General features: G+C 51.7%; 18 protein-coding genes, 1 pseudogene and 1 riboswitch. Of the genes and pseudogenes, 13 read left to right on the top strand and 6 right to left on the bottom strand.

The window, feature by feature from the left end:
- Window positions 1-34: 34 nt before the first annotated feature.
- Both BR86_RS0100505 and BR86_RS0100500 read right to left on the bottom strand, forming a co-directional pair.
- Window positions 35-502: a hypothetical protein gene (locus BR86_RS0100505; protein ID WP_031471064.1), complete on the bottom strand. Its 468-nt coding sequence runs from the start codon at window positions 500-502 to the stop codon at window positions 35-37.
- On the bottom strand, window positions 499-1,077 hold the full coding sequence (locus BR86_RS0100500; RefSeq protein WP_031471063.1) for a hypothetical protein: 579 nt from the start codon (window positions 1,075-1,077) through the stop codon (window positions 499-501). The genes BR86_RS0100505 and BR86_RS0100500 overlap by 4 nt, the downstream gene beginning before the upstream one ends.
- Window positions 1,067-1,205, bottom strand: a riboswitch (molybdenum cofactor riboswitch). It overlaps the preceding gene by 11 nt.
- Window positions 1,206-1,642: 437 nt before the next feature.
- Here BR86_RS0100500 and BR86_RS0100485 point away from each other — a divergent pair.
- The 4 genes from BR86_RS0100485 (at window position 1,643) to BR86_RS0100470 (ending at window position 5,141) form a co-directional block, all read left to right on the top strand.
- Complete coding sequence (locus tag BR86_RS0100485) at window positions 1,643-3,226, top strand: alanine/glycine:cation symporter family protein (RefSeq protein ID WP_031471062.1); 1,584 nt, start codon at window positions 1,643-1,645, stop codon at window positions 3,224-3,226.
- 289 nt (window positions 3,227-3,515) lie between these two features.
- Window positions 3,516-4,016: a DUF2798 domain-containing protein gene (locus tag BR86_RS0100480; protein ID WP_031471061.1), complete on the top strand. Its 501-nt coding sequence runs from the start codon at window positions 3,516-3,518 to the stop codon at window positions 4,014-4,016.
- 161 nt (window positions 4,017-4,177) lie between these two features.
- Window positions 4,178-4,702 (top strand): nitroreductase, encoded by a 525-nt coding sequence (locus BR86_RS0100475; protein ID WP_031471060.1) that lies wholly within the window; start codon window positions 4,178-4,180, stop codon window positions 4,700-4,702.
- A 28-nt stretch (window positions 4,703-4,730) separates the two neighbouring features.
- Window positions 4,731-5,141, top strand: a complete 411-nt coding sequence (locus BR86_RS0100470) for a peptide deformylase (protein ID WP_031471059.1) — start codon at window positions 4,731-4,733, stop codon at window positions 5,139-5,141.
- 24 nt (window positions 5,142-5,165) lie between these two features.
- Here the strand turns inward: BR86_RS0100470 and BR86_RS0100465 are convergent, their stop codons facing one another.
- Window positions 5,166-5,582 (bottom strand): YjdF family protein, encoded by a 417-nt coding sequence (locus BR86_RS0100465; protein WP_031471058.1) that lies wholly within the window; start codon window positions 5,580-5,582, stop codon window positions 5,166-5,168.
- Between the two features lie 245 nt (window positions 5,583-5,827).
- Between BR86_RS0100465 and BR86_RS16650 the strand changes: the two are divergent.
- The 7 genes and pseudogenes from BR86_RS16650 to BR86_RS0100420 form a co-directional block, all read left to right on the top strand.
- A pseudogene (locus BR86_RS16650) lies at window positions 5,828-6,541 on the top strand (DUF5131 family protein); the annotation flags it as partial.
- 15 nt (window positions 6,542-6,556) lie between these two features.
- Window positions 6,557-6,931: a DUF4186 domain-containing protein gene (locus BR86_RS16645; protein ID WP_408644130.1), complete on the top strand. Its 375-nt coding sequence runs from the start codon at window positions 6,557-6,559 to the stop codon at window positions 6,929-6,931.
- Window positions 6,932-7,081: 150 nt separating this feature from the next.
- On the top strand, window positions 7,082-7,270 hold the full coding sequence (locus BR86_RS0100455) for a hypothetical protein (RefSeq protein ID WP_031471056.1): 189 nt from the start codon (window positions 7,082-7,084) through the stop codon (window positions 7,268-7,270).
- Complete coding sequence (locus BR86_RS0100450) at window positions 7,267-7,713, top strand: DUF488 domain-containing protein (RefSeq protein WP_242841533.1); 447 nt, start codon at window positions 7,267-7,269, stop codon at window positions 7,711-7,713. The genes BR86_RS0100455 and BR86_RS0100450 overlap by 4 nt, the downstream gene beginning before the upstream one ends.
- A gap of 212 nt (window positions 7,714-7,925) precedes the next feature.
- Window positions 7,926-11,423 carry an EAL domain-containing protein gene (locus BR86_RS14415; RefSeq protein ID WP_038287369.1) on the top strand — a complete coding sequence of 1,166 codons (3,498 nt, stop codon included), beginning with the start codon at window positions 7,926-7,928 and terminating at the stop codon, window positions 11,421-11,423.
- A 218-nt stretch (window positions 11,424-11,641) separates the two neighbouring features.
- Window positions 11,642-13,951: a M15 family metallopeptidase gene (locus tag BR86_RS15465; RefSeq protein ID WP_075034379.1), complete on the top strand. Its 2,310-nt coding sequence runs from the start codon at window positions 11,642-11,644 to the stop codon at window positions 13,949-13,951.
- Window positions 13,952-14,039: 88 nt separating this feature from the next.
- Complete coding sequence (locus BR86_RS0100420; RefSeq protein ID WP_051684482.1) at window positions 14,040-15,314, top strand: haloacid dehalogenase-like hydrolase; 1,275 nt, start codon at window positions 14,040-14,042, stop codon at window positions 15,312-15,314.
- A gap of 216 nt (window positions 15,315-15,530) precedes the next feature.
- Here the strand turns inward: BR86_RS0100420 and BR86_RS0100415 are convergent, their stop codons facing one another.
- A complete protein-coding gene (locus BR86_RS0100415; protein WP_031471053.1) occupies window positions 15,531-16,433 on the bottom strand; it encodes an AraC family transcriptional regulator in 903 nt (300 codons plus the stop codon).
- 549 nt (window positions 16,434-16,982) lie between these two features.
- Here BR86_RS0100415 and BR86_RS0100405 point away from each other — a divergent pair.
- Both BR86_RS0100405 and BR86_RS0100400 read left to right on the top strand, forming a co-directional pair.
- Complete coding sequence (locus tag BR86_RS0100405; RefSeq protein WP_031471052.1) at window positions 16,983-18,059, top strand: NAD(P)-dependent oxidoreductase; 1,077 nt, start codon at window positions 16,983-16,985, stop codon at window positions 18,057-18,059.
- 21 nt (window positions 18,060-18,080) lie between these two features.
- On the top strand, window positions 18,081-19,517 hold the full coding sequence (locus BR86_RS0100400; RefSeq protein ID WP_051684481.1) for a sodium/glutamate symporter: 1,437 nt from the start codon (window positions 18,081-18,083) through the stop codon (window positions 19,515-19,517).
- 137 nt (window positions 19,518-19,654) lie between these two features.
- Here the strand turns inward: BR86_RS0100400 and BR86_RS0100395 are convergent, their stop codons facing one another.
- A complete protein-coding gene (locus tag BR86_RS0100395; RefSeq protein WP_031471050.1) occupies window positions 19,655-21,007 on the bottom strand; it encodes a sodium-dependent transporter in 1,353 nt (450 codons plus the stop codon).
- 301 nt (window positions 21,008-21,308) lie between these two features.
- Window positions 21,309-23,003, bottom strand: coding sequence for a tryptophanase (locus BR86_RS0100390; protein ID WP_031471049.1), 1,695 nt, complete (start codon window positions 23,001-23,003; stop codon window positions 21,309-21,311).
- Window positions 23,004-23,194 lie beyond the last annotated feature (191 nt).

Here is a 23,194-nt window from a genome sequence, read left to right as displayed (position 1 = left end):
AAAGGGGGAGCCGAGGCCGGTTGCAGACTTTGTTCTATTTCTGCAACTCAATTCTTGTCACGTCCTTGATCTGGCGCTTCGAGTTTTCGTCTCCAAAGACAATCAGTCGGATTTCACCGCTTCCGTCCTTTGATTCCGAACGGACGAGAAAGACTTTCTGCGGGTCGGAGATCTCGTCGGCGGTCACGTCTGCAGCGTATTCATCGGAGGATACCACGCGGGCCGAGGTATACGGCTCCTTCCCGAAGCCGGTCAGTGCGATGACGCCGGAGAGAGAAACGCCGGTCTCATCGATGTCTTTCTTCTGCCCTTTACTGTTCACGGTTGTTCCACGGACAGATACCGGCGGTGCGCGGAACGGATCGACAAGTTCGGTCCGGCCGTCGCAGGTTACGGTAAGAGAGCCCTTCGGGGCGTCCTTTCGGGAGCGAAGATAGAGAAAGGATACGATACCGGTCAGGATCAGTAAGAGGATTACGACAGCGATGCTTTTTCTTTTCATGAGATCTCCTTTTTGGACAATGTGGCAGTGTTTTCGGTATTGTGTTGCATGAGGATGACCGGGCGGAGTTTTTCCGACAGTGTCTGCGCCAGAAGTCCGAAAACCGAGCCGCTCGTTACGGCAACGAGGACGTAGACGGTGAGAACGAGACCGTGCAGACGGAAGATCAGGAAATCCGCCGCAAGACAGGCCGCGGCCGAGGACAGGATCGAAGCGGCCAGAATGCCGTGACGCCGTGAGCCGGCGAACTTTTCCGAGAAGAACATCACGGAATCAATGACAATTCCGGGGAGAATGTAGCCGATGGGCGCAAGAATTCCCATGCTTCCGGTCATTCCGAAGCACAGAGCCAGAATGCTCTGAAGGACGGACATGATGAGAGCGCAGCTCCGTACAGGAATCAGGGAAGCTGCGATTACCAGAAACATGAGGGAAAATCCGGTGGCGATGCCGCCGGGAATGTGAAGAAATTCAGTTATGACATTGGCAGCGGGGGCGATCAGTTTTTTGGCACACAAACCAAGGTCGCAGCACAGCGTCATAAAAATGAGCGTTCTGAGATCAATTTTTTTCATTGTGACTCCTTTTCAATAAGGAAGGCATGTCTGTTTCCATTCATACCCCGGCGGATCGAAATCTGCGTCTTAAAAACCATGAAGAAAGCGCTCTTTTTAGGCTTAAAAGCTCGGAGTTTTTGCATAATGCCATTATAGCACACGGCTGCCGAAGGGACACCGTTCCGGAGAAGATTTTAAAAAAATATAACAGGACTTGACTTGATGTTGTACGATGAAAATGTCGGCAGAATCATCTTCGGACATTTCGCGGCGAACCGGATCGTTGTGAGCGGTAAGCCTGTGTCCATGCGGATGTGCAGATAGTCAGATATGCATGGGCAGTTAGTCGGATATGCATGTGCAGACAGTCAGGTATGCATGTGCAGACAGTCAGATATGCATGTGCAGACAGTCAGATATGCATGTGCAGACAGTCAGGTATGCATGGCGGACAGTCAGGTATGCATGGCGGACAGTCAGGTCTGCGGAAATGCAGATATGGAGATCCGGGTCTGTCGGCGAATGCGATAACGGGCGGAATCTGCGGAGCGCGTTTCGCCTGGTTTGGGAGAGGGGACATGGTATGGAGACTTTGTTAAATGTGATTTCCGCGGTCTGCGGAAGAATTCAGATCGTATCGGATCTGTTCTGGGATTTTCCCACCAACATTTCCTGGTATGCGGGAATTCCGGTTCTGGGAAATTTTTCTCTTGCGATCATCCTTTTGATCGGCTCGGGGATATACTTTTCATTCCGGCTTCGGTTTATTCAGATCCGGAAATTCCGGAGGGGGCTTCAGGTGTTAAAGAACAGCAAGGCAAAAACAGGCATTTCGCCGCTTGCCTCCTTTTTCCTGTCGACCGCGATGCGGGTCGGCCCGGGCAACATTCTGGGTGTCACGGGAGCCGTGTCGGTCGGCGGTCCGGGAGCACTTCTGTGGATGTGGATTTCCGCTTTTTTCGGCATGTCAACCGCGTTTGTCGAGTCGACATTGTCACAGATCTTCAAAGAGAGAAAAGATGACGAATACATCGGCGGAATGGCCTTTTACGGCCGGCGGCTGCTGAAGAATTCGGCTGTGGTCGGCGTCATTCTTTCCCTGATGTATATCGTGTATGCGCTGTTATGCCTTCCGGCTCAGGGCTTCAACTCCGTATCCGCGATGGGGCAGATCGCGTCCATCCTTGTCGGAACAGAGCTTCCGACCACGCATGCCGTATATTGGATCGGTTTTGCGATCACCGTAATCGCGGCGATCGCCATCTCCTTCGGCGGCACAAAGAAGATTTCCAGAGTGACGGACGTGCTGGTTCCGATCATGGCGATTGTGTACGTTCTGACGGTTCTGATCCTGATTCTTCTGAATCTGCCGCGGATTCCGTGGTTTTTCTACGCCGTATTGACGGAGGCATTTCACCCGGAGGCCGTATTCGGCGGTGCCTTTGGAATTGCCCTGATGCAGGGCGTAAAGCGCGGACTGATGTCCAATGAAGCCGGTCAGGGAACCATCACCATGCCGGCGGCTGCCTCCGATGCGGCACATCCGTGTGATCAGGGCTGCGTACAGGCCATCGGCGTATTCCTGGATACCATCGTGATCTGTACGCTGACCGGTTTTGTGGTTATCATGGGCCGGGTATGGATGACGGATGCCGGTGCGGCATGGTTTGAAATGGGAAAGCTTCCGAAATATCTCGCATCCGCTGCAGAGCTCACACCGGGAACGGAGCTGAACACGGCAGTGACGCTTCTGATCTCGCTCTGTTTTGGTCTGTTTGCATTTACGTGTCTTCTCGGATTCATCTCATTTTCCGAGATCTGTGCAAACCGGATCAGCCGTAAGCCGGCATTTATCAATGTGATCCGCGGCCTGGATCTTGTCGTGGTATGTTTCGGAATGCTCACGTCGATTGTGGGAATGGATCTGGGAGCGCTGTGGGATCTGTCGGATTTTGCCAATATTCTCATCGCGTACTGCAACATTCCCCTGCTGTATCTCGGCTTCCGTTATGTGAAAAAGGCGCAGGAACACTACGAAAGCGGGGACGGGAGTCCGTTTACTTCGGAAGTGGTCGGCGTTACGGTGCCGGTCTGGGATGAGAAAGCGGAGAGCCGCAGAAACGACATGAAGAACACGGAAGAACATCCGGGACAGATTCAGGCCTGAGAGACGAAAAGGAATCCGGGGCAGATTCAGACTTGAGAGGCGGATCGAAATCCGGAGCGGATTCAGACCTGAGAGATGAAATGACAGCCGTCTGCGGGACTGCGGATCCTCCATGTACAAAAATAAAAACAGTATTACACGATCGGTGAAAAACTGCTATAATCTCCTGCATTGCTGTAAATTTGAAATCAGAAGATGCAGGACAGGTATTATTGGAAACGCACACCCATTCGGGCGATAACGAACAACACGCTGAAATCTTCCCTCTTTTTGAAAGGAGAATGTTAACGTGTTACCGCAGAATAAGTTTCAGGATGTCGTCTTTACCCTCTTCATGGCTTTTGTCATGGTGTATGCCATGATTCTTTACAATATCGCCCTCAATGTCGGCGGTATGCAGAATTTCGTGTTTCTCGCCGCGTTTCAGGAGATGCTGATTATGTGGCCGGTTGCCGTTGTGATCGAACTGCTTTTTGTCGGAAAACTGGCACAGATCCTTGCCTTCCGGTTTGTCACCCCGGGGAAGGACCCGATGATCCTGATCGTTCTGGCCATCTCTGCGATGTCCGTATGCCTGATGTGTCCGCTCATGAGTCTGGCCGCAACGCTTCTGTTTAAGAATGCGGGAAGCCAGTTCGTCGCAGTCTGGTTCCAGACAACCGCGATGAATTTCCCGATGGCTCTCTGCTGGCAGATCTTTTTTGCAGGGCCGCTGGTGAGAAATGTGTTCGGCTTCTGTGTTCGTGCTCTTTCCGGAAAGGATGCCCGGAGGGCAGGCGAGTCGGCCTGAATCAGACCAATATTTGAATGAGAATGCTGCTGTACCATGCCGGTATGGCAGCATTTTTTTCGGATGAAAACGTCACATTCGGGTATATGTTTTGCGGAACATTCTGTGCTATAGTTTAGGAGGAAAACGGCGATTCAAGTGTTCGACAGAGAGGAAATGATATGAACGAAACGCTGAAAGTACTTGAAAACAGAAGAAGCTGCAGAGATTTCAAACCGGATATGATCAAAGAGGAAGAGCTGAAGGCGATCATCAGGGCCGGTACCTATGCGCCGTCCGGAAAGAACATGCAGAGCGCGGTCATCATCGCTGTCACCGATAAAAAACTTCGCGATGAGATTATGGAAGAGAACCGGAAGATCGGCGGATGGAAGGAAGGCTTTGATCCGTTCTACGGAGCGCCGGTTATTCTGATCGTTGTAGCGGATAAGGCATCTCCGAATCATGTTTATGACGGAACACTCGTCATGGGCAATCTCATGAATGCTGCGGAAAGCCTTGGCGTTGCGAACATCTGGATCAACCGCGCCAAAGAGGAGTTTGAGTCGGATTTCGGAAAGAACATTCTGAAGAGACTCGGCATCGAGGGCGATTATGAGGGAATCGGTCACTGCGCGCTCGGCTATGCGGCGAGCCCGGCAAAAGAGGCACCGCCGAGAAAAGAGAATTACGTTTACTATATCTGAGTTGCATACGTTGATCAGGAGGTGACTCATGGTAAGACCAATTGTGAGAGATCCGATTTTTCTGCAGCAGGAATCGGAGCCTGCGACGGAGGCGGATCAGCAGATTATCGTGGATCTGCTGGATACCCTGAAAGCACATCTGGATCGCTGTGTGGGTATGGCGGCCAATATGATCGGTGAGAAGAAACAGATCATTGCTTTTGAAAACGGGCCTTTCCTGACGGTGATGGTAAATCCGGTCATCACAGCCAAGACCGGCGAGTATCAGGCGGAAGAAGGGTGTCTTTCGCTGGAGGGCGTTCGATCCTGCACGAGATATCAGGAGATCGAAGTGGATTTTCTGGACCGGAATTTCCAGAAGAAACATGGAAAGTTCAGCGGCTATACGGCGCAGATCATTCAGCATGAGATTCAGCATTTCAGCGGAGAGCTGATCTGAGATGAAAACAAAGCACCGGAGGCCTTATCGGCCCCGGTGCTTTGCCCGTTTTTTTTGCTGTTTCAGATCAAACAACCGCTCCTGCTCCGCAAGCTTTTGCGCCCTGCTATTCACTTTGCGGTTTCGTTTGTTCTGCTCCTGCTGCATTTTCAAAGCCTGCTGGGCTTTGGTTCCGATTCCGACAGTTTCGAGATGCCGATGCGCTTCGCGCTGGCGCCGTTTCGGATTTACGGTCTTTTCTTTTGCGGCAGCTGCCACAGCGGGACTGAAGCGCAGATGATCGTATTCCCGAAGAATGAAATCGCGGATTTCCCAGTCTCGGGGTTCTGCTCCGAAAGTGATTTTGCAGGCAGACAGATGTCCGTCCTGCTCGAGCTCAAAGATTCCGACCCAGAAAGGGTCTTCAAAGAATACGGTCAGCCGTTCGCTGCATTTGTCCATGACAATCCCTCCTTTGGATAGTACATGAACAAAGAACGGACAACCCGGAGGGGCAGGTTACTTACCACAGAGAATTCTGTGACGGCCGGGCTACCTACCGGCTCTGGCATGTTTGTCGCATGCGTTGCGTTTTTATCTTTGTTTTGGTGATGACTGATCCGGCAATGTACCCGATCAGCCGATGACAGTATTACTATAGGCGAATTCGGCCCGGAGATGCAAGAACAATTTGACGGGAGGAGAACATGACGATTTGGAATCCATGGCACGGTTGTAAGAAGATCAGTCCGGGATGTGCCAACTGTTACGTATACAGACGGGATGAAAGCGTCGGAAAAGATGCCGGCATCGTGGCGAAAACCGGAGACTACAATCTGCCGGTCAGAAAGAACCGTCAGGGCGGTTACAAACTGACCGCCGGTGACGGAATTGTCTATACCTGCATGACCTCGGATTTCTTTTTGGATGAAGCAGATGACTGGCGGATGGAGTGCTGGGATATGATCAGGGAGCGGAAGGATCTGAGTTTCTATATCATCACCAAGCGGATTGACCGGGCTGCGGCATGTCTCCCGCCCGACTGGGGCGACGGCTGGGAGCATGTGACGATTTGCAGTACCTGTGAAAACCAGGATAGAACCGATTACCGGCTTCCCATTCTACTCCGGCTTCCCTTGAAACATCGGGAAGTGATCTCCGAGCCGATGCTTGGCGAGATCAGGATGGAGCAATATCTCGCGACCGGACAGATTGAACATGTCACCTGCGGCGGAGAATCGGGGCCGAATGCAAGACCCTGTGATTTTCACTGGATTCAGGAAGTGCGAAGAGAATGCATCCGATGCGGAGTTCCGTTTACATTTAAACAGACCGGAGCGTTATTCCTGAAAGATGGGAAAACCTACCATATCGAACGCCGGGATCAGATGGAACAGGCGAGGAAATCCGGTTACAGTTATTATCCGGGTGCGGGTTTGGCGGAAAAGATCTCGTATCGTCTCCCGGAGAAATCGGATCTTTGGGAGCACCTTGGACGGTCCGCATTTCGAAGCCGGTTCCGGCTGACCGCAAAAGACCGGGAATATATCAGAGATAAAGGCTGGGATACGATCCGGCGACATGCGGAGGACTTTGTGGCAAAGCGGCTTGCGCCGGAAGCGCCGGATCATGACGGCAAACAGACGCCGATGAAAGGTCATCCGGTGTTTCTGGCCCAGCATGCGACCGGATGCTGCTGCCGGACATGTCTGGAGAAATGGCACCATATCCCGGCCGGAAAAATTCTTAACTCTGCGGAACAGGAATATATTGTCAGTGTTCTCATGGAGTGGATCAAGAGACAGATTTGATCGGGTATGGCGGACAATTCTTTTGGAAATGTTAAAGTCAGAAGAAAACGGACAAAATATCAATTCGGTATCCCCGGATACGGATTTTTTCAAAATAAATCGTTAGGATGAAAATGTTCATGTTTGGGAAAATGAGGAGGGACCGAATCCATGATTCAGAAATACTGTGCCGAAGCCTGTCCGTGTAAAAACACAGGATGTGACCTGTACCGAAACTGTGAGGAGTGCGTAAAACGGCATCACGCATCCGAAAAATACCCGCTGACTGCCTGTGAGATCTGCGAAAAAGAAAGCTGGGATCAGGCAGATCCGGTAGCGTATTTTAGGGGGCGGTTATGAATTCGCAGGCTGTCATGTCCGCGGGGGAAGGTTCGGGGGCGAAGACGGTTATGAGTCGTCCGTCAGTCATGAACCATGAGATCAGAATCATGCGGGTTTACGAGGTGACGCCGGAGATGGAAGGATACCGGATTCTGGTGGACCGCCTGTGGCCGAGGGGATTAAAGAAAGAACGGATCACGCCTTTTGACTGGGCTCAGACTGCGGCGCCGTCCAAGGCGCTTCGGAAATGGTTCAGTCATGATCCGCAGCGGTTCGCAGCGTTTGCGGAACGCTACCGGGAAGAACTGAATTTCAACCGGAACATGCCGGAACTGGCTGAAAAAATCAAAGAGATTCTTGCAGATCAGGATGTGTTTCTTCTGTATTCTGCAAAAAACCGGGAGGAGAATCAGGCGGTAATCCTGAAAGACTGGCTGGAGCGGATGATTCGGACAAAATAACACACAAAAATCGAAAAAAAACTGAAATATGCGTATCTGCTGTATTGTTTGCATGGTAAAATACAATATAGCAGATATTTTTGCGTTATTGGGATGCTTCTCTAGAATGCCGATAACACAAAAAATGCTCCGTGAGGATGAAATCGACGCGATACGGAGGAAAACTTTTACAGTGGATTCCGGCTCATCGCGTGAAAAAGGGGAGGGCTCTTTTGGATAAGTTCAGATACAGTGAGGAAGAATTGGCTTTTCTGGAGAAAAGCGATGTTCCTTATGCGATATACCAGTTTATCAATAAAAGAGTAATCACAGTTGTCCTGTCGCAGGGATTCATCGATCTGTTCGGATATTCCGATATGCCCCGGCAGGATGTATACGATCTGATGGACAACAATATGTACCGCGATACCCATCCGGATGATATGGCGGAGCTTGGCAATGCGGCCTACCGTTTTGCGACGGAGGAGAGCAGCTACGATGTCATTTACCGGACCATGCGGGATGGACAGTACCGGATCATTCATGCCTACGGAAGGCATATCTTTAAGGAGAAGAATGTCCGCCTTGCTTTCGTATGGTATACCGACCAGGGACCGTATGTGGAAAATGAGAAGACCCGCCGGAACCGTGCAGACAGCGTGCAGAATATGCTGTCAAAACAACTGATGGAGAGAAGCCATACCAGCCGGATGGATCACGATTATCTGACCGGTCTTCCGACGATGACCTACTTTTTTGATCTTGCGGAAGTGGGCTGTCAGGAAATTCGTGAAAAGGGAAAAATTCCCGTGATCCTTTATATGGATTTTGTCGGGATGAAGGCCTTCAACCAGAAATTCGGCATGGAAGGCGGAGACCGTTTTTTGAAGGTTTTTTCCGATCGGATCATTGAACTGTTCAGTCATGAAAACTGCAGCCGTTTCAGCGCGGATCATTTCTGTGTGTTTACCGACGCGGAAAGTGCAAAAGAAAAAGCGGAGATTCTGATTGCGGAAAACGAGGAAAAGGAAAAAGGGCGATACATGCCGCTCCGAATCGGCTTTTACACTTATGATGACGAGACGATCAGCATCAGCGGAGCGTGTGACCGCGCGAAGATTGCCTGTGACTCCATGCGGCGCAATTATAAATCAAAGATCTATCCGTTCGATAAAGAAATGCTGGTCGAGATTGAAAAGAAGCAGTTTATAATCGATAATCTGGACCGAGCAATCCGGGAACGACAGATCGAAGTCTATTATCAGCCGATCATCCGCACGGCGAATGGAAAAGTCTGCTGTGAGGAGACACTGTCCCGATGGAAGGATCCGGAAAAGGGGGTTCTGAGCCCGGGGATCTTCGTTCCGACACTGGAAGAGACCAACAGCAGCTACAAACTGGATCTGTATGTTCTCGAGAACGTCCTTCAGAAAATGAAGGTTCAGGCAGATAATGGTCTCTATGTGGTTCCGCAGTCTCTGAATCTGTCCAGGTCGGATTTTTATGCCTGCGATATCGTGGAGGAGATCCGCAGGCGCGTGGATGAGTCGGGGATTGAGCGGGACAAGGTGATTATTGAGATCACGGAAAGCGCTCTCGCGGATGACGTGGAATACATGACGGAGGAGATCAAACGGCTGAAGCGTCTTGGGTTCCCTGTCTGGATGGATGATTATGGAAGCGGATACTCGTCACCGTCACTTCTTCAGACCATTCCGTTTGATCTGATCAAGATCGACATGCTGTTTGTGCGGCAGCTGGAAGAAGAGGAACGGTCGAAGATTATTGTCACCGAGATTGCCCGGATGGCGCTTTCGCTTGGCATGGATACCATTGCTGAGGGCGTGGAGACCAAAGAGCAGGCCGATTTCCTGAAGGATATCGGCTGCACGATGCTGCAGGGATATTACTTCTGTAGGCCGGTTTCCCTGGAACAGCTTCTGGAACGTTATCGGACGAATCGGCAGATCGGATTTGAAAATCCGGCGGAAGCCGGGTATTATGCCCAGCTCGGAAGAATCAATCTGTACAATCTCTCGATGGAAGACTCGGAGGATGAGTCTCTGAAGAATTATTTCGACACCTGGCCCATGATCATTGTGGAGTGTAAGGGTGAACATATGTCGGTGGTGCGCTGTAATGAGACGTTCCGGAGTTTTATACAGGAAAATTTCCCGTCAACCTACGGAAGAACTGATTTTGATGTCAGTGAGTATCCGAACCGGGCCGGAGCGTATTCTCTGAATGCGGTATTCCGCTGCGCGAAGGACGGAGTACGCACGATCATCGATGACCGCACGTCCGACGGAAAGAACATCCAGCTTCTGATCCGCAGAGCTGCGATCAATCCGGTTACCGGCGTGGCGGCGGTGATCGTTGTTGTTCTCTCGGCGACGGAAGGAACCGGCGAGAAGAATGGTCTGACGTACAACTATATCGCGAGAGCGCTGTCGGAAGACTACATTTACCTGTATTTTATCAATATGGATACCGGTGAATTCACGGAGTATTCCCCGAACGGACAAAACCGGGATGTTTCCATCGAACGCCGCGGAAAAGATTTCTTCCGGGAAAGCTATGAAGTGGCGAAGGACATGATCTATAAAGAGGATCTGGAGATGTTCCTTCAGGAGTTCACCAGGGAGAAGATTGAACAGGGACTCCAGGAGCACGGCACGTTTACACTGACGTACCGGAACATGATCGATGGAACACCGGTCTATGTTAACATGAAGATCGTCAAGACAAGAGGCAAGGGAAATAATGTGATTCTCGGAATCAATAATGTTGACGCACAGATGCGCCAGCAGCAGGCATTGGAGCGGATCCGCGAAGAGAAGATGTCTTTTGCCAGAATTGCGGCGCTGTCCGGCGAGATTATGGCGATCTATTCCGTCGATCCGGAGACCGATTCCTATCTGCAGTTTGAATCCAGTGAGGAATACGATACCGTCGGAATTGTCACACAGGGAGAAGATTTTTACGGACAGACCAGAATTAACGGACAGAATGTAATTTTCAGGGACGATCAGAAGTTATTCTTTGAGCAGTTTACCAAGGAGAATATTCTGCGCGACATCCGGAAAAACGGTATGTTTACGATCAGTTACCGGCTGATGATTCAGGGAAAGCCGCTGCACATGCTTCTCAAGGCGATTCTTCTCCATGAGAACGGGGAGGATAAGATCATTATCGGTGTCATCAATGTGGACGACGAGGTTCGGCGGAAGGAAGAATATGCGTTGACGATCTCCGCGATGAGGGCCGAGGCGAACAAGGATGAACTTACCGGTGTAAAGCGAAAGAACGCCTATCAGAATCTGGAAGCACAGATGAACCGTCAGATAAAAGAAGAGAATGATCTGAAATTTGCCATTGTGGTCTTTGATATCAATGAACTGAAGCGGATCAATGATACCATGGGCCATCAGGCCGGGGACCGTTATATCATGGACGGATGTGAGATGATCTGCCACACGTTCAAGAGAAGTCCGGTCTTCCGGATGGGCGGTGACGAGTTTGCCGTGGTCGCACAGGGGGAGGACTATGAAAATATCGACATTCTGATGGGCATGATCGCGAAACTGAACCATGAGCACCAGCTGGAGAATCAGGTGGTGGTGGCGGCCGGAATGGCAAGACATCAGCCCGGTGAGTCTGTCGCGGATGTATTCCGGAAAGCGGACAAAAAAATGTACGAGAACAAGCGATCGCTGAAGAGTGATATGTGACAAAAAGCGGAGATTCCCGGGGGGATCTCCGCTTTTTGGACCGGGGGGACGGAGTTCCCGGTCCAAAAAAATATGGTGGTAAAGGTTTTTTGACAAATAAAGTATATTATTGATGGCTGAAATATAATATAATTAGAATATGAATTCAGAAAATTGCGGTTTATGATCGAAATAGACAGTAACGAACTGAATATCAATGATGGGGAGGTAACTGCAGGATGAGAAAAAGAATGAAAGGTATTGCGGCGCTCCTGATGGCCACAGCGCTTGCCGCCATGAGCTCTTGCGGTCAGGCGGGAAACAGCGCATCTGCCACGACAGCCGCAGCAAAAGAGACAAAAGATGCCGGTGGCGGCGACATGTTTGTGACCTCGCAGGGGGAGACGGATTCCCCGGATTGGGTGAAAAATCTGGATGAGGCCAAAGAGGAGGATGCTTCGCAGCTCTTTATTGTGGCGGGGATGGGCGTGAACAAGACAACCGCGGCCATTTCCATGCATGAAAAGAACGAAAACGGTGAGTGGAAACAGATTCTCTCGACGCCGGGCTTTGTCGGCCGGAACGGCCTCTGCCCGGATGAAGAACACATGGAGGGCTGCGGTCAGACGCCGATGGGACGGTACACATTCAACCGGGCATTCGGCATCGCCGATGATCCGGGCTGTGCGATCCCGTATCAGAAGGCCGACGATGACACGTACTGGTCCGGAGATATGCGGGACGGCATGAAGTACAACGAGATGGTGGACATCAAGGACTATCCGGATCTGGACAAGGAGAACAGCGAGCATATCGTTGACTATCAGTACCAGTATCAGTATTGCCTGAATATCAGTTTCAATGAGGACGGAACACCGGGCAGAGGATCGGCGATCTTCCTGCACAGCTTCGGACCGGAGAACCCGTATACCGGCGGCTGCGTTGCGGTTCCGGAATACACGATGAAGACCATCATGCAGAGGGTGAAACCGGACTGCACCGTCATCATTGACACCAGAGATCATCTGATGGAAAAATCGGATCCGGAAGTGGCCAAGAGCGATGTGAAACTGTCGGGCGATTCCTCGGATTTCGTTCTTCTGAGTGATGTGATCCCGGATGCGATTCTGGAGATCCGCTATTATTCCACCTATAATTTCATCGGTGACCGGGTTGACGGATACGAAGAACCGCTGGCTTTCCTGACCAAGGAAGCGGCATTTGCCCTGCGCGAAGTCAGCGATGAGCTGGTAAAGAAGGGCTACCGCCTGAAGATTTATGATGCGTACCGTCCGCAGAAAGCGGTCACGAATTTTGTGAACTGGTCGATGGAGGAAAAAGATACCCGGATGAAGAGCTTCTTCTATCCGGATCTCGATAAGAGTGTGCTGTTCCCGCAGGGATATATCGACAGGCACTCCGGCCACAGCAGAGGAAGCACCGTCGATCTGACGCTCTTTGACATGAAGACCGAGAAGGAAGTCGACATGGGCGGAACCTTTGATTTCTTCGGAGAACTCAGCCACCCGGATTACAAAGAGATCACCGCGAAGCAGTATGAAAACCGCATGATTCTCCGCGAGGCGATGCTGAATCACGGATTTAAGCCGCTTGCGGAAGAGTGGTGGCATTTCACTCTGGAAAATGAGCCATACCCGGATACGTATTTTACTTTCCCGGTATCGAGCGAATCGGTTCCGACCGTCAGCACTGCCTGGCTGAAGAAGGCGGAGGAAGCGCATCTCAGCGGAACCGGACCGGAGGAGATCCGAAAAAGAGGTGTCCTGAAGGTTGGAATGACCGGAGATTACAAGCCGATGTCCTTTAAAGATGCGAAGACCGGAAAATACTGGGGCATGGACGTGGATCTGATCGGAGATTTTGCGAAGGATCTCGGTGTGAAGATCGAGTACGTGCCGACCACCTGGCCGACGCTGATGGAGGACACGCTGGCCGGAAAATTTGATCTGGCGATCTGCGGCATCACCGTGAACGATGATCGGAAAGAGAAAGCGCTGATGTCGAAGGGCTACATCGGAAACGGAAAGACGGTGCTTTGCCGGGCGGAAGATGCGGAGAAATACACCAGCCTTGAGGCGATCAACCAGCCGGGTGTGACCGTGATGGAGAATCCGGGCGGACTGAATGAGAAATTCGCGAAGGAAAATCTTCCGAAGGCAAAACTGATCATTCACGAGGTCAATGAGGAGATTCCGGGACTGATCGCGGAAGGAAAAGCTGACGTCATGATCACCGAGATCGCGGAGGCCGGATACTATGTCGGACAGGACAGCCGGCTTGCCGCACCGCTGATCCACAAACCGTTCACCAGAGGTGAGATCGGTATTCTGCTTCCGAAGGGATACGAGAAACTGACCTACTATGTCAACGAGTTCCTGGATAAGGAAAATAAGAACGGAAGAATTGAGGATCTCGCGAACGAATACATTTACAAGTATATCAATGCGGATTCGAAGAACGAAACGAGTAAGACCGCGGAAACTTCTGCGGAGCCGGCGGAAACTGCTGCACAGAAGAAAGCGGCCTGAGCAAGTTTTCCGGAACCCGTCATCCGACGGTATACCGGGCCGGACGGTGTCCCGAGAATGCCGTCCGGCCGAAAGAAGAGAGGAACCTATGCAAGAACATAAGAGTACAAAAACATGGAAAGCCGTCGCGATCGCGGCGATCTGCATTCTTTTGATCGAGAGCTTTTTCCTGATGGGGACAATGAGCAAAAAACAACAGGAGGGAGCGGCGCAGCAGGCGGCGGTGCAGCAGGCGGCAGCCGAGCAGTCGGCAGCAGCCGGAACGGAGACCGCGAAAGCCGCAGACTCTGCGGAGACGACTGCGGCAGACGGAGGGATAGCTGCGGCGGATGAGAACAAAGACATCGCAAAGCAGCTGTCGCTTTGGACGGAGAACGCGGAACCGGCAAAACAGCTGACCGATTATGTGGAAACGGTCACAAGAGAGGGAAGCCCGGACTTTATCCCGGTAGAAAACCGTATCGCGGTCTTTGACCTCGACGGCACGCTCTGCAGTGAGACGAATCCGATTTATTTTGACCACAGTCTGCTTCTGCAGCGTGTTCTCGAAGATCCGGAGTATAAGGATAAGGCGACGGATACGGAGAAAGAGGTTGCGGTGCAGATCCTCCAGTGGATTCAGGACGGAAAATATCCGTCAACCATGGATATCGATCACGGAAAAGCAATCGCTTCATCATTTGCCGGCATGACGATCCGTGAATTTGTGGATTATGTGAGAAACTACCGGAACCAGCCGGCGCCGGGCTACAGCGGGATGACCAGAGGCGAGTCATTCTACCGTCCGATGATGGAAGTTCTGGAGTATCTGGAGGCGAATGGCTTTACTTCCTACATCGTCAGCGGAACAGACCGTCTGATTGTCCGGGGGCTTGTGGAGGACAATGACCTGATCCACATTCCGGCGGAGCACGTGATCGGTTCGGATGAAACGCTGGTTGCCCGCGGCCAGGAAGACAAGGACGGTCTTCACTATGTCTATACTGACCGTGATGATCTCATCCTCGGCGGAGAGTTCATCATTAAGAATCTGAAGATGAATAAAGTTGCGGTCATCGCGCAGGAGATCGGAAAACAGCCGGTTCTCTCGTTTGGCAACAGTACCGGCGACTCCAGCATGGCGGAGTACACGATCACAAAGAATCCGTATAAGAGTCTGGCATTTATGCTCTGCTGCGACGATACGGAGAGAGAGTACGGAAATGTTGAGAAAGCCGATAAGATGAGAGCGCTCTGTGAAGAGTTCCACTGGATTCCGGTTTCCATGAAAGACGACTGGAAGACCATCTACGGAGACGGTGTGACCAGGACTCCGGATAAAGGATTTGAGGTTATTGAGGACGAGATCCGGCGGTACAAGTGATCCGGCCGGTAACACGATACGAACACAAGGCCAGAGCCCCCCCGGCGCGCAACAACCGACGGGGGTCGGCTGCGGGAGAGCGGCTGCGGCGTCGCCGAAATGGCGCTTTCCGAAGTTTCTGAAGAGAAAACAGTATAAAGTTCAGACAGCAAAGATGCTGCTGCATCCGGCGGGGAACTGCCGGATGCAGCAGCATCTTTTTGCTTTTTTATTTCTTTATGACGGTGTCTTTCGCTGGATCCGCCCGTTTCTTCCCTCGATGACCAGCAGATCCCGGGAATGCTCCTGATTGACGCGGCGGTAGTGGATCGCATACTGCTTTGGCGTGATATGGGTGATCTTTTTAAACGTCCGGATGAAATGTTCGTTGCTGGCAAAGCCGACGGCTTCCCCCACGGTCTGGACGCTCATTCCGGCGCGCAAAAGTGACCTTGCGCGCAGGATCCGGCAGTAGATCACGTATTCCATGACGCTGAAGCCGGTTGCCTTTTTAAAATTGTGGGACAGATAATACTTGCTCATGAACAGGTCGGACGAGACGCTCTGAAGAGACATTGGCTCGGCCAGATGGTCCTGAATGTACGCGATGACTTTATTGATGCTGACCGTGCCGATGTGGCCGGAGTGGAAATGAACGCTGTCATCGTCCTCTGCCGCGGGCGACAGGTGCGACTTCTTTTCATGAAACGACAGAAGAAACTGGTAGAGGGCGATCATCTGGCGGATGTCCGCACCGAAACCGTCGCCGAAATCCCGGCTGAGAGCGGCAATCTGACCGGACATCTCAGCGGTTTCCTCTTCCGACAGGGTGGCGATCAGGCCGGAATATTTACTGTCCCGGAAGAAATCGCTTTGCGGAGAGGAGATATTTTCCAGAACAGACGGAAGAATGTGGAATACCATACAGCGGTATTCATCATTGGCCACACTGCGGTGAAGGGTGGAAGAACTGATCAGAAAGAGCTGCCCGCGGTGCAGGGGGTAAGTGTTGGGCTCAATGAAGAAGACGCCCTCCCCGGACGTACAGAGCATGATCTCGATTTCTTCATGGAAATGCGGAAGGTCCATGGAATAGGTGTTGTTTCTGCTGATGTGGATTTCATATTCATAAGTCTGCATATTTTCTCCTCCGGAATCCGGCACGGGCCGGAGAATCCGGGACCGTATCGGAGCTGCCAATGAAGCCCGGACAGGAAATCCGGGAAAGAACCTCTAAAAAATAACAGAACAATAACATGAATCAGTGTCTTTTCTATTAAGTGTAATCGTTTTTTGACGCGGTTCAAGAGATTCCTCAAAAAGTAAAAAAATGATCAATTAATTCGCAAGATATGCAGGAAAAATCAATTTTTCAGTTTGGCCTTCCTGATTTTACCGTTCGGTGCGGGCAGAACCGGAAGAATCGATGGATTTCGGCAGCAGGAAAGGTCACCTTATGAATCAAAACCATAGAAAACATAACATTTAACTGAAATAGACAGACAAATTACAAGATAATACCAAACGGCAAGATAAATCAATTTTTAGCGCTCAATGTGCAGGATTCCTGATACTTTAGTGTGCTAAATAATAAATAGCAAAACACAGAGGACGATACGTATCGTGGAACGGATAACTGATTTGCTTTGGACGGGAAGGAGGATCCCAGAGAATCAGGAGGGAAAGAATATGGGAAAGAAATACAACATTATTCATTTTGAGGCATTAGGAGCGGAGTACGAACACCTGAAAGATGAGACTGCTCAGGCGATTCGCGACGGACTGCTTCCGAAAGAATTCACATCACTGGTTACCGATGAGACTCTTCAGGAATTCATGCAGGAACACCCGGATACCGAGCTGCCGGACATCATTTCCATCAAGACCCACTCCAAGGTTCCGGAGGAGTACCTGCGGGGGGCGAAGAAGAGCATCATCACCCGAAGTGCCGGCTACGATCACGTGGAGGATCTGGAAGACGTGGCCAATGTCGCATCGCTTCGCGAATACTGCGTCAATGCAGTGGCACAGACCGCGATGAAACTTCTGTATGACACGGCCGGATGCCTGAATGAGTATACGCTTAACGCGGCAACCTTTGAGCGGATGAAAGCGGATTCGTTCATCGAGCTGAATGAGGAGCGCGTGGCAACCGTATTCGGAGTAGGTAAGATCGGAAAACATATTTATGACCTGCTCCGGGCGAACGGACTGACCGTTCAGGCGGTGGATATCCGAGAGAAGGAACTGGATGAACTTTACGGACACACGGTTCATTTTGTCTCCAAAGAACAGGCGGCGGAAAACAGCGATATCATCATCAACTCGATGAACCTGACCAGGATTCCGGAAAGCCGGTTCTACAATGTCGGATATTTCTCCGAGGAATACCTTCGAAGCTGCAAAAAGGGCCTGATCTTCGTCAATGTTACCAGAGGAGAGATCGCACCGGAGAGTGCAATCTTAAAGCTGTATGAGGAAGGTCATCTCTCCGGATTCGGAACGGATGTCTTCTCCCATGAGGATGAATTCACACAGTTCATCCGCCACAAAATCTACTCGAACAATCCGGATGTTTTAGCCGGAAAGTATCTGATCGATATTGCCGAGGCGAGAACCGGCAACATTTATGTGCAGCCGCATCAGGGATTCAATTCCGATGCCGCGGCGAAAGCGAAGGCGAAGGATGCCATTCATCATGTGACGGCATGGTACCGGAACGCCGGAACACATTTTGAAGAACAGCTGCCGTATTACGCGATGTAAATAAAACGGAGGGGAAAAGGTATGGAACTAACGATGAAAGATGCCATATGGCAGGTAATGATCGATATCGCAGTCATGGGTGGATTGCTTCTGATCGGTGAAATGCTTCGCGCGAATCTCAGGATATTGCAGAAACTTCTGATTCCGCCGGCAGTAATCGCAGGATTTCTCGCACTGTTCTTCGGGCCGAAGAGCCCGTTCGGCTGGGGTGTACTTCCGTTATCCGGTTCATTCGGAACGTATGCCAGCGTCCTGATCGTTCTGGTATTCGCAGCGACACCGCTTGGCGATAAGGGCGGGGCAGGAAAAGGACTCAGCAGGGAGACCGGAGGAATGTTTTTCAATATTACTGGTATTGCGGTTCTGCAGTATGCGGCGGGTCTTACCGTGACACTGCTTGTTCTGCAGCATTTCTACCCGGCGATGAGCTCCGCGTTCGGACTGATGATGGCAACCGGATTCTACGGCGGACACGGAACAGCGGCTTCGGTTGGCGCAAACCTTGAAAACCTCGGCATCATGAACATGACAGATCTCGGCAATACCTGTGCAACCATCGGTATCGTCGGCGGTATTCTTACCGGAATGATTCTGATCAACTGGGGCACCCGCGCAGGACACACACGCTACGTGGATGACCCGAAGGAACTTCCGTTAAGCATGCGCACCGGCCTGATCCCGAAGAATGAGCAGGCTTCCGCAGGAAAGAGCACCATCAACAACATCTGTCTCGATCAGCTCGGCTTCCATCTCGGTCTTGTTCTCCTCTGTTCTTTCGCGGGATATGAGCTCTGCGAATTGTTCAAGAAGTTCTCCAAGAGCAGCTTTGGAATGTCCATCGAGATCCCGGCATTCTGTCTGTCGCTGATCGTTGCCCTGATCATGAACATGATCCTCAACAAAACCGGCGTTCAGGAATACGTCGATCGTCCGAGCATCCAGAGAATTCAGGGTACCTGCACCGATTTCCTGATGATCTCCGGTATCGGATCCATGAACACCTCGGTTGTTATGAGCTATGCGGTGCCGCTGATTATTATCTGTGCACTGGGCTTCTTCATTAACTGGTTATGGTTCTTTGTAGTCGGCTCCAAGTGCGGAAACAAAGACTGGTTTGAGCGCAACATGATGGTATGGGGACACGCAACCGGCGTTGCAGCGACGGGCGTTCTCCTTCAGAGAGTGGTGGACCCGGATCTCAAGAGCCGTGGAATTGAGGACTCCGGTATCGCGGATGTATTCAACCGTCCGATCATCATCGGACTTCAGATCATTCCGCCGATGCTGATGTTCACCATGGGCGATCTGGTTGGCGGCTGGGCTTCCTGCGGAATCGCCTGGGCAATCCTGATCGTCATGTGGATTATTGCCTATGCGGCAAAATGGTGGGTTCCGGGCACAAAGCTTTCTTCCGGCCGTTCTGCCGGAGATGCCGGCATGAGAAAGGCGGAAGCGTAAACCGGCTGCCCGCATCAGGTGTAAGAAGAGGAATAACGTTAAACTACCCTTTATGAAATTGCAATAGTGATTTGCAGAAACGAGAACAGCCTCTCCCGTCCGGAAAACGGGAGGGGCTGTTCGGCCTGATGAATAATTTAACCGATACCTCCGAGGATTGCGCCGGCTACCAGAGCCGTCAGAGCAAGTCCGCAGAGGAGATATTTCCCGGCGATGTACCAGGTATCACCAAGCGGTTTCTTTGCTCCTTCATTGGCGGCTTCGAGGGCATATTTTTTGCCGAATACCCAGAAGAACATGACGCCGGCGAGGAGAGCACCCAATGGGCAAATGTAGATTGAAACGGCATCCATCCATTCAGAGACGATACCCTGAATCATGATGGAGACACCGATTCCGACTGCGGCGATGGTGCCGACAGCGGTCAAACGCTTCATGCCGAATTGCTGCTGCAGGGTTGCAACCGGAGCCTCATAGAGGTTGACCAGAGAACTGAGCCCGGCAAACATAACGCAGACATAGAAGACGATGCCGACGATCATGCCGCCCGGCATCCGGTTCATGACGTTCAGCAGATAGATGAACATCAGGCCGGGACCGCCTGCACTGAGCTCTTCGCCGCAGGTAGCCATCGCCGGGATGATCAGGAACGCGGCAAGGAGCGCCGCCATGGTATCGAAGATCCCGATGTTGATCGCGGAAGCCGGCACGTCTTCGTGCTTTCCGAGATAAGAACCGTAGATGACGGTTCCGTTGCCGGCAATCGAGAGCGAGAAAAATGCCTGGCCGAAGGCGAAGATCCAGAGCTTCGGATCCATAAGGCCTGCCGGGTTGACCGTGAAGATGTAGCGGAAACCGTCGGATGCGCCCGGCTGAACGCCGACGTAAACGGCCAGACCGATCAGCATGATAAAGAGCAGCGGCATCATGATTTTATTCGCTTTTTCGATACCGCCTGCAACGCCGAGTGCCATAATGGCAAAATTGACCGTCAGCGCGATGACAATCCACAGATTGTTTCCGAAGGCGCTTGCCGTGCCTCCGAACATTCCGCCGATTTGCTCCATGTCGGTTCCCATCGCAAAGAGCTGACCGGTAAATGCGAGATATACATACTTGAAAATCCATCCGACGACGCAGGAATATCCGATCGCCAGAGCAAGCGATCCGATACACGGGATAATGCCGATGTTCTCACCGAGTTTTGCCCCCTTGCCGGCATGTTCGGTTGCTTTTCCGAAGGCGCCGATGGGGCCCTTTCCGGTACTGCGGCCGAGAGCGATCTCTTCCGTTACGCCGAGACGGGCAACGATAATTACAAAAATGAAATACGGAATCAGGAATGTCATTCCGCCCCAGGCGGAGACCAGTACGGGGAATCTCCAGAGATTTCCCATACCTACTGCAGAACCAACACATGCCAGGATAAATCCGATTCTCGAATCAAATCCGTCGGCTTTTTTCTTCGGCTGAACTTTTGCTTCAACCATACAAATCCCCCTACTCTCCGGAGATATTTACTCCGGTGGTGTCAATATGTAATGAGTGGTCACTTAAAGCACTTCCTTATTCAAGCTGTAATTACTGTGTCAGTATTATGTCAAGGTACAAAAAATATAGCAGCCGCCGTGGCCCGCACAGTCGCGGGCTTTGGCTCGTTGTTCGCGTAAAAAAGGAGACTGTCTTCGCGCTTTCCGCGACGGACAGTCTCCGAAATGATCCGCTTCCGGATGACATGATCCGCTCCGATCCGGGTTATCCGGAGCGGAACTGATCCGGACAATCAGAGCATCAGAACTGATCCGGTGTCCAGGTCTTCCAGTAGCTGTAATTGGATTTATCCGTCATTTCTTCTTCCGTCGGTGCATACGGCTCAAGCCATGCGTGGAAATGACGCATCGGCAGGCTGTGACCGAAGGTGATCTTCAGATTCGGAATGGTATCGCGGTCTTTGTAGAGCTGTGTCAGCGCGGCAATGATGTAATCCATATGCTGCTTGCTGAACTGGGAGCGGTTGATGGCCAGACGAACCACGTTGCAGACTTCCTTCTGCTGCTCCGGCGTCTTCAGGTCGTATTCCATCGAGAAATCGCCCAGCTCGGAACAACGGATGCCGTAACGGTGAACCATCTCGAGAGAGAGGGCCTGTCCGGCAAAGCTCTCATGATTGCGCTTGTAATCAAAGAACCGGTCAACATCGACATAGACGCCGTGTCCGCCGGCCGGCTGAACGACCGGAACACCGTTTCGGGTGAGGCCGTCGGCCAGATACTGGCACTGTTTTACACGCTCATCCTGATAGTCGAATCTCGCCTCCTCATAGAGTCCCTGGCAGAGGGCCATGATATCGTGTCCGGACATGCCGCCGTAGGAGTCGTTGCCGTATGCGGAGATCTGGCGGACCTTGAGAAGATGGCCGATGTCCACCTTGACGGTTCCGTCCTCGTTGAACTCGGAGAATTTCTGCCAGAAGAGTCCCTTGTCGCGGAACGCGAGGAGACCGCCCATGTTCGCATGGCCGTTCTTCTTAAGAGAAGCGGAAACCACATCAAACAGCGAGAACATTTCCTTTGCGATCTCGGCAATGGATTTGTCCGCATATCCCGGCTCGTTCATCTTGATGAAGTAGCAGTTCTCTGCCCATCTTGCGCCGTCCATCACATACGGAATGCCGTACTTGTGTGCAATGGCGGATACTTCCCGCATATTCTTCATGGAAACGGCCTGACCGCAGACGGAGTTGTTGGTGACGGTCGTATAGATGAGCGGAACATTTTCCACACCGACGGCGTCGAGGAGCTGGTTCAGCTTATCGATATCCATATCGCCCTTGAACGGGTTCACGTCATAATGTCCGCTTTCCGGGACCTCAAAGAGGATCTCCTTGTGGAAGAGATTGCGCGGCACATTGCCCATCTGCTTGATGTTGCCCTCGGTCGTGTCGAAATGCGCATTGGACGGGATCGTGAAGACTTTGCCCGGCCATCTTCTCGCAAAGAGCGGTTTCAGAACATCGAAGAGGAGTGACTCGGCGCAGCGTCCCTGGGGAACGATGAAGGTGTTCGGTCTGGACAGCTGGAACTGTCCGCCGTTGATGAATCCGCCCTCGTAATCCTTCAGGTAGACGTCGTTCATCATTTTCTCCACATCGTCGCGGTCGATGCCTTCCTTCATGTAATTGATCAGACGAACCTGATTGTCTCCGCGCTCCCAGAGATCACGGAATGCGTCGAGGAGAACATAATAGCCCTTGTTGCGGCCGTAGGATTCGTCGGCAAGGAACATGGCAGCCCACTGCGTGTCCGTCATGGACGTGGTGCCGGAATCGGAGAGACAGTCCACATAGAGCATTCCTGCCGGAAATGCGAACTCATTGTAGTGCGTTGCCTGCAGGGCTCTTCGTCTCTGATCCGCAGTAACGTGCGGAACCTCGCGAACGACATGTGTCCAGGACTTCGGTGCTTCGATGTTTAACTTGAATTCCATTGATAATACCTCCCAAATATTAATGTTTTGACCGGCCTTTGTGCCTCCGGACGGATTGTCAGAAGCCGGCCATGTATTAATACCCCGGTCATCGCAGTTGCCTTTCGGCCCGCGTGGCGACTGGCGGACAGTATTTTTGATTTGTACGGTATGCGGGGTTAAGTCCCGCATACACAGGGGCTGACGATTGC

The organism is [Clostridium] aminophilum DSM 10710, from assembly GCF_000711825.1.
GTDB classification, from domain to species: Bacteria; Bacillota; Clostridia; order Lachnospirales; family Lachnospiraceae; genus Clostridium_R; species Clostridium_R aminophilum.
Note: the sequence above shows the minus strand (reverse complement) of the source record. Positions and strands in the feature narration are given on the sequence as shown.

Excerpts from the sequence above, each read along its gene's own strand:
- BR86_RS0100400 (WP_051684481.1), top strand. The coding sequence starts at position 18,081 with ATGGAACTAACGATGAAAGATGCCATATGGCAGGTAATGATCGATATC.
- BR86_RS0100475 (WP_031471060.1), top strand. The coding sequence starts at position 4,178 with ATGAACGAAACGCTGAAAGTACTTGAAAACAGAAGAAGCTGCAGAGAT.
- BR86_RS0100505 (WP_031471064.1), bottom strand. The coding sequence starts at position 502 with ATGAAAAGAAAAAGCATCGCTGTCGTAATCCTCTTACTGATCCTGACC.
- BR86_RS0100500 (WP_031471063.1), bottom strand. The coding sequence starts at position 1,077 with ATGAAAAAAATTGATCTCAGAACGCTCATTTTTATGACGCTGTGCTGC.
- BR86_RS0100395 (WP_031471050.1), bottom strand. The coding sequence starts at position 21,007 with ATGGTTGAAGCAAAAGTTCAGCCGAAGAAAAAAGCCGACGGATTTGAT.
- BR86_RS15465 (WP_075034379.1), top strand. The coding sequence starts at position 11,642 with ATGAGAAAAAGAATGAAAGGTATTGCGGCGCTCCTGATGGCCACAGCG.
- BR86_RS0100415 (WP_031471053.1), bottom strand. The coding sequence starts at position 16,433 with ATGCAGACTTATGAATATGAAATCCACATCAGCAGAAACAACACCTAT.
- BR86_RS0100470 (WP_031471059.1), top strand. The coding sequence starts at position 4,731 with ATGGTAAGACCAATTGTGAGAGATCCGATTTTTCTGCAGCAGGAATCG.
- BR86_RS0100485 (WP_031471062.1), top strand. The coding sequence starts at position 1,643 with ATGGAGACTTTGTTAAATGTGATTTCCGCGGTCTGCGGAAGAATTCAG.
- BR86_RS0100465 (WP_031471058.1), bottom strand. The coding sequence starts at position 5,582 with ATGGACAAATGCAGCGAACGGCTGACCGTATTCTTTGAAGACCCTTTC.
- BR86_RS0100420 (WP_051684482.1), top strand. The coding sequence starts at position 14,040 with ATGCAAGAACATAAGAGTACAAAAACATGGAAAGCCGTCGCGATCGCG.
- BR86_RS0100390 (WP_031471049.1), bottom strand. The coding sequence starts at position 23,003 with ATGGAATTCAAGTTAAACATCGAAGCACCGAAGTCCTGGACACATGTC.
- BR86_RS0100450 (WP_242841533.1), top strand. The coding sequence starts at position 7,267 with ATGAATTCGCAGGCTGTCATGTCCGCGGGGGAAGGTTCGGGGGCGAAG.
- BR86_RS0100405 (WP_031471052.1), top strand. The coding sequence starts at position 16,983 with ATGGGAAAGAAATACAACATTATTCATTTTGAGGCATTAGGAGCGGAG.
- BR86_RS0100455 (WP_031471056.1), top strand. The coding sequence starts at position 7,082 with ATGATTCAGAAATACTGTGCCGAAGCCTGTCCGTGTAAAAACACAGGA.